Here is a 6,247-nt window from a genome sequence, read left to right as displayed (position 1 = left end):
GTCCGCACCGAGCAGGACACCACGGTGCTCGTGGTGACCCACGACATCGACGAGAGCGTCTACCTGGGGGACCGCATCCTGGTCCTGTCCACGTCGCCCGCGTCCGTGGTGGCCGACCTGAAGGTCGACCTGCCCGCGCAGCGCGACCAGATCACCACCCGCGAGTCCGAGGCGTTCGTCGCGCTGCGGGCCGAGGTGGCGCGGCTGCTGAACGTCGGCAAGACCTCCGAGGAGGTCCGGGCGCGGCGCAAGGCGAACGAGGAGCAGGCGGCGAAGTGGGCCGAGGCCGAGCGGGCCGAGGTCTCGCGCGCCGACGCCGAGGAGCGCGCCACGACCTGACAGGCCTCTCCGCAGGCCCCTGGACGTCCGACGGGCGGTCCGCGGCTGTCAGCCCCTCTCAGGGGCCGGCGGCGCGGGTCGCCCGTCGTGCTGTGCGGGGGCGGGGTGGGGGCTGGGCGGGCGCGGGATTCGACGGGGTTCGACGGGGTTCGTTGACAACGATTCGACATCATTCCGCGGCAGGACGGGCGCCGGAACGCGCCGGATGATCACCACGCCGTCGTCACGTGATTACCCGCCGTGGCGCCGGGCCCCTATTCGGGGCCGGTGGCGGCGTATTGCATCCGTAATTCCTATGGGCGGCGGCGGTGTCGGCGGGGGCGTTCGGCGGTGTACTCGACCGTCCACCGGGTGGAATCGGTGACGAATGCATCCCGTGCCGAAGATCGAGAGCGCGGGGCGTGGAAGATCGAATGCGGGGAACCGATAACACCCGATCCGGTCGGTATCCATTCGGGCCGTCGTCTTGTTCTCCGGGGCGGATTCGCCCGGACGATTCCGCGGAGAACAAGACGTCGGTGATCCCGGTTCACTGCCGTGCGGTTCCCGGCGGAATCGCCCGGCTAATCGTAAGTTGTTCTCCTCAGGGCCCCACGTAGTTTTGGGCGAAATAGCCCGCGGACGACCCCGAGGCGATGAGGTGTTCGAGTCGGGCTTGACCCAACCGGCTCAGGAAGGGCTCCGGCGACCGGTGGATCATGAACACCATCCACTGCGAGAACTCCTGCGCACGCCACACCCGCCGCAGGCACACCTCCGAGTAGGTCCGCAGGCCCGTCTCATCACCCGTTCGGTGGTACCTCGTCAGGGCGTCGGCCAGCACCTCGGCGTCGTGCAACGCGAGGTTCATTCCCTTTGCCCCCACCGGGGTGATGATGTGCGCGGCGTCGCCCAGCAGGTACAGGTTGCCGTGGTTCATCGGTTCGACCACGTGGCTGCGCATGTCCAGGATGCGCTTCTCCGTGATGCGCCCCTCGGTGAGCTTCCAGTCCGAGTCCCGAAGGGCGAGACGCTTGTGCAGCTCCGCCCACACCCGTTCGTCCGGCCAGTTGTCCACGGTGTCGTCGACCGGCACCTGGAGGTAGTAGCGGGAAACCGTCGAACTGCGGAGCATATGCCCCGCGAATCCGTCCGGGTGAAGTGCGTAAATCACCTTGTGGGTGGATGGCGGGGCCTCCGCCAGGATGCTCAGCCACTCGATGCCGTGCTGGTGGCTGAACTCCTGCACCGCGCCCGCCGGGATGCTGCGCCGCGTCACACCGTGGAACCCGTCCGCGCCGGCGATGAACGAGCAGTCCAGCCGCTCCCGCTCGCCGTCGGCGTTCGTCCAGGTCAGAGCCGGTTCGGCGGACTCGATGTCGTGCAGTTCGACGTCCGTGACGGACCACCGGACCTCGCCGCCGCGCTCGTCGACGTAGTGCCGCACGAGGTCCCGGACGACCTCCTGCTGCGGGTAGATGTAGTGCGTCTGGCCGTCGTAGAGCGTGGCGTAGTCCACCTCATAGGCCTGACCGTTCACGCGGAATTCGCAGGCGCCGTGCCTGTCCGCCTCTTGGAGCAACCGGTCCGCGAGCCCGTGCTCGGTCAACATTTGCACCGCGCGGTGCTCCAGCACCCCGGCGCGCGGCCTGGTCTCGATGTACTCCCTGGTGCCTTTTTCGAGCACAACGCAGGGGATTCCGGCTTCGCGGAGCAGGTTCCCCAACGTCAATCCCGCCGGGCCCGCTCCGACGATGCCCACCGGGCGCCGGTTGCTCTGTACGGCCCATTCCGCGTCAAGATCGCTCACCGCATACCCCTGCCTCTGGACAGCCTGTGCAAAGATGCTCACCGAAGGTAGTGGATCAGCCTTCGAGTGTCGGTCGACTGGGGTCTTGCCGATCCACTCGTGTCACTTTGAGTGGCTCCGCAGCGCCTCCGTCGCCCGTGCATCCTGCCCCCGCAAAGTCGTCACTCCAACAGGAGATGCCCCCCATGACTCGAAGAGTCGGCCTCTCGGCTCGAAGGATCCTCGGCGTAGTGTCCGCGGTCGCGATGCTCGCCGTGGTCTCAGGCTGCGGCCTCCTCGGTGGTTCCGAGGAGAAGCCCACCACCGCGGCAGCCGCTCCGGGCAAGGTCGAAAAGGCCAAGATCACACTTGGCCTGCTGCCCATCCTCGACGTCGCGTCGGTCCACGTCGCGATCAAGAAGGGCTACTTCAAGGAAGAGGGCCTCGACGTCGAGGCCAAGATCATCCAGGGTGGCGCCGCCGCCATCCCCGGCCTGATCAACGGTGAGCTGGACATCTCCTTCGGCAACTGGGTCTCGTTCTTCAGCGCCGAGGCCAAGGAGGCCGCGAAGAGCGTCGACGGCCTCAAGCTGGTCAGCGACGGCTACCAGGCCAAGCCGGAGATGTTCCTGATCCTGGCCAAGGCCGGGTCGCCGATCAAGTCGCCCAAGGACCTCGAGGGCAAGACGATCGCGATCAACACGTTCAAGAACATCGCGGAGCTGACCGCGAAGGCCACGCTGGAGGCCAACGACGTCGACCCCGCCAAGGTCACGTTCAAGGAGTTCCCGTTCCCGGACATGGAGGCCGCGGTCCAGAACGGCACGGTCGACGCCGCCTTCATGGTGGAGCCGTTCATCAGCCGGGCCCAGCGCGCGAGCGGCCAGATCACCGTGCTCGACGCGGCGTCCGGCCCGACCGCGGACATCCCGATCGCGGGCTACGCCACGAGCGGCAAGTTCGTGAAGGAGAACCCCAACACCGTCGCCGCGTTCCAGCGGGCGATGGCGAAGGGCCAGCGCGACGCGGCGGACCGCCCCACGGTCGAGCCGCTGCTGGTCGAGTACGCCAAGGTCGACAAGGAAACCGCCAGCCTGGTGCACTTCGGCGAGTTCCCGACGACCCTGGACGCCACCCGGCTGCAGCGCGTGTCGGAGCTGATGCGGACGTACGGCTTGCTGGAGAAGGACTTCGACGTCAAGCCGATGTTGGTCACCAAGGCGGGTAGCTGATCCGACGGGGGGAGCCCTCGCCGGGCTCCCCCCTCGGGTGTTTCCCGTGCGGGGCGAGGGTGTGAAAAAACCATGAACGCCGGTTAGCGATCGTTTAGCGCGTCCCGCTGGGGTCCGCGTGACAATGGTTGATTTGCAAACTACCGGCGACCTCGTCCGAACGGCGGTATGACTCGGCGGATTTTTCCACCAAGATCCACCGGGTTTGTAGGGAAGTGTCGTTTCACCGGGCTGGGGAGTGTGCTGACGGTGCGCGGTCACGACGACCACGCCTCCGGGAGAGATCCGGAGCGGATTCAACTCGACACGGGTGCCGCAGGAAGCGGTCCACCCGACTCGGGTCCCAGCACAGGCGCCGTGCCCGCCGACCGGGGTGTTTCCCGGTGGCGTCTGCGGAACTGGCGCCTGCGCAGCAAGCTGGCCGTGGTGCTCTTGGTGCCCGCGCTGAGCACGCTGACGCTCGCCGGGCTGAGGTTGAACACCCAGCTGGACGACGTGGAGCTGTTCGGCCAGGTCCAGCGGGAGCTCCAGCTCTCGGCCCAGGTGGCGGCGGTCTCCGACGCGCTGCAGCTGGAACGCGACGCCGCGGTCTGGTACGTCGCGGGCGGACGGGGTGAGAACCTGCCCGAGTTCCAGACGCGGTCGGGCAAGGTCGACGCCGAGGTCGGCAGGCTGCGCGACGTCGCCGCCTCCACCGCCGGTGTCGACGACGCCGTGCGCGAGTCGTTCCAGAAGTCGTTGCAGTCGCTGGACGGCCTCAACTCGCTGCGCAACACGGTGACCACCACCAAGTACCCGGACATCTCGGTGCACAGCGCCTACGGCCAGGTGCTGGCCGCGCTGTCCCAGGTGCACCGCGCCACCGCGAGCAGCCTGAGCAACGAGACGATCACCCCGCTGGCCGGCGCCAACCTCGCGCTCTACAGCGCGAAGGAGCAGCTGTCCCAGCAGAACTCGATCCTGCTGTCCACGGCCGAGCGCTCCGAGTTCGCGCCCGGCCAGGTCAACGCGCTGCGCGCGGCGCAGTCCCGGCTGGACGCCGCGCTCACCGACTTCGCCAACACCGCGAGCCAGGAGAACCGGCAGCTGCTGTCGGACACCGTGTCCGGCTCGGCGGTGGACGGTCGCAACCGGTTGGTGCAGCTGGCGCTGGTGCAGCAGGAGGACGCCGGCGAGGTGTCCATCTCCGACGGTGACGTGCTGGCCGCCGGCGAGGAGACCGCGAAGCTGCTCCGGTCGGTGTCGCAGGACATCGAGCGGCAGGCGAACCAGGCCTCGATCGACCTGACCGAGGCGGCCCGCGCGTCCGCCTGGCGCGACGCGGCGCTGGTCGCCGTGGCGCTGGTGATCGCGTTCGCCCTCATGGCGTTCGTCGCCCGGTCGATGCTGACGCCGCTGCGCGTGCTGCGCCGCACCGCCCTGGACGTGGCCCGCAACCGCCTCCCGGACGCGATCAAGCGGATCCGGACGCACCGCGACCCGGCCCGCGCCGCGGAAGAGGCGCTGGTGCCGGTGCCGATCCACACCACCGAGGAGGTCGGCCAGGTGGCGCGGGCGTTCGACGCCGTGCAGCGCGAAGCCGTCCGACTCGCGGTCGAGCAGGTGGCGCTGCGCGCGAACGTCAACGACATGTTCATCAACCTGTCCCGGCGCTCGCAGGCGCTGGTCGAGCGGCAGATCACCGTCATCGACCGGCTGGAGCAGGACGAGCAGGACCCCGACCAGCTGGCCAGCCTGTTCGAGCTGGACCACCTGGCCACCCAGATGCGCCGCAACAGCGAGAACCTGCTGGTGCTCTCCGGCACCACGGTCAACCGCCGGGTCACCCGGCCGGTGCCGATCTCCGAGGTGCTGGGCGCCGCGGTGTCCGAGGTCGAGAAGTACGCCCGGATCCAGATCGCGCCCGCGCCGGAGCTGAAGGTCCAGGGCCGCGTGGTCAACGACCTCGCGCACCTCATCGCGGAGCTGCTGGACAACGCGACCGCGTTCTCCAAGCCCACCACCAAGGTGACCGTGCGGGCCATCGAGACCCGGCGCGGCGAGGTGTCGATCCGCATCCACGACCGCGGTGTCGGCATGCAGGAGCAGGACGTCGTCGAGGCCAACACCAAGCTCGCGGACCCGCCCGAGGTCGACGTGTCGGTGGCCCGCGAGATGGGCCTGTACGTGGTCGGCCAGCTCGCCAAGCGGCACAACATCCGGGTCACGTTGAGCAACAACGACGACATAGAGGGTGGCGTGACGGCCCAGGTCGTCCTCCCGGTCGACCTGCTGCACCGCGGCCCCGAGCCGATCCAGCCCAGGCCCGTGCCCGCCGCGCTGCCGCAGCGGCAGGCCTCGCCGCAGCTGGAGGACAGCGGTGTCGGCGTGCTCGCCGGCGTGCCCAAGTGGACGCCGGAGATCGCGCCCGGCGGCTACGCGCCGCTGGACCTGCCCGCCACGACCGGACCGCAGGTCGTGCACACGCACGAGGTGGAGCCCGGCGGGTTCTTCGAGGTCGAGCAGACCCCGGTGGACGACCTGTTCACGGCCACCGTGGACGAGACCGTGCCGCCGCCCGGCGAAGAGGTGCCGGACTACTCCTACCCGCCCTCGGGCGCCAGGCCCGCGCCCGTCGTGGTCGAGGAGGAGGACGACGCCTCCACCCAGCGGCTGCCGATCTACGAGGACGTGCTGTCGCGCTGGTTCCAGGGCGGCGAGGCCGAGGGTGGCGTGCGCGGCGAGCTGGGCGACCAGCAGCCGTCCTCCGTGCCGCCGGAGACCGCGTCCGAGCGGACGATGTTCGCGGACCGCGCCGAGCTGATGGGCACGGACAACTCCACCGGCGGCCACGAGGGCACCGCGTCGGAGCAGACCGCCTACACCGACCGGTCCGACCTCATCGCGCAGCCGTCCTCGCTCGCGCAGC

At 69.3% G+C, this 6,247-nt stretch carries 3 protein-coding genes and 1 pseudogene; 3 read left to right on the top strand and 1 reads right to left on the bottom strand.

Annotated features, from left to right (window positions below; translation table 11 throughout):
- Positions 1-339: pseudogene (locus AB0G02_RS25865) on the top strand (ABC transporter ATP-binding protein); the annotation flags it as partial.
- A 583-nt stretch (positions 340-922) separates the two neighbouring features.
- Here AB0G02_RS25865 and AB0G02_RS25860 read toward each other — a convergent pair.
- On the bottom strand, positions 923-2,080 hold the full coding sequence (locus AB0G02_RS25860; RefSeq protein ID WP_360798278.1) for a 4-hydroxybenzoate 3-monooxygenase: 1,158 nt from the start codon (positions 2,078-2,080) through the stop codon (positions 923-925).
- 278 nt (positions 2,081-2,358) lie between these two features.
- Here AB0G02_RS25860 and AB0G02_RS25855 point away from each other — a divergent pair, with 278 nt between their 5' ends.
- Together AB0G02_RS25855 and AB0G02_RS25850 are read left to right on the top strand one after the other, a co-directional pair.
- Complete coding sequence (locus AB0G02_RS25855) at positions 2,359-3,339, top strand: ABC transporter substrate-binding protein (protein ID WP_360798276.1); 981 nt, start codon at positions 2,359-2,361, stop codon at positions 3,337-3,339.
- Between the two features lie 423 nt (positions 3,340-3,762).
- Positions 3,763-6,247 (top strand): nitrate- and nitrite sensing domain-containing protein (locus AB0G02_RS25850; RefSeq protein ID WP_360798274.1); only part of this gene is annotated, 2,485 nt, incomplete at its 3' end.

The sequence above is a fragment of the Actinosynnema sp. NPDC023658 genome (assembly GCF_040639995.1).
Lineage (GTDB): Bacteria > Actinomycetota > Actinomycetes > Mycobacteriales > Pseudonocardiaceae > Actinosynnema.
Note: the sequence above shows the minus strand (reverse complement) of the source record. Positions and strands in the feature narration are given on the sequence as shown.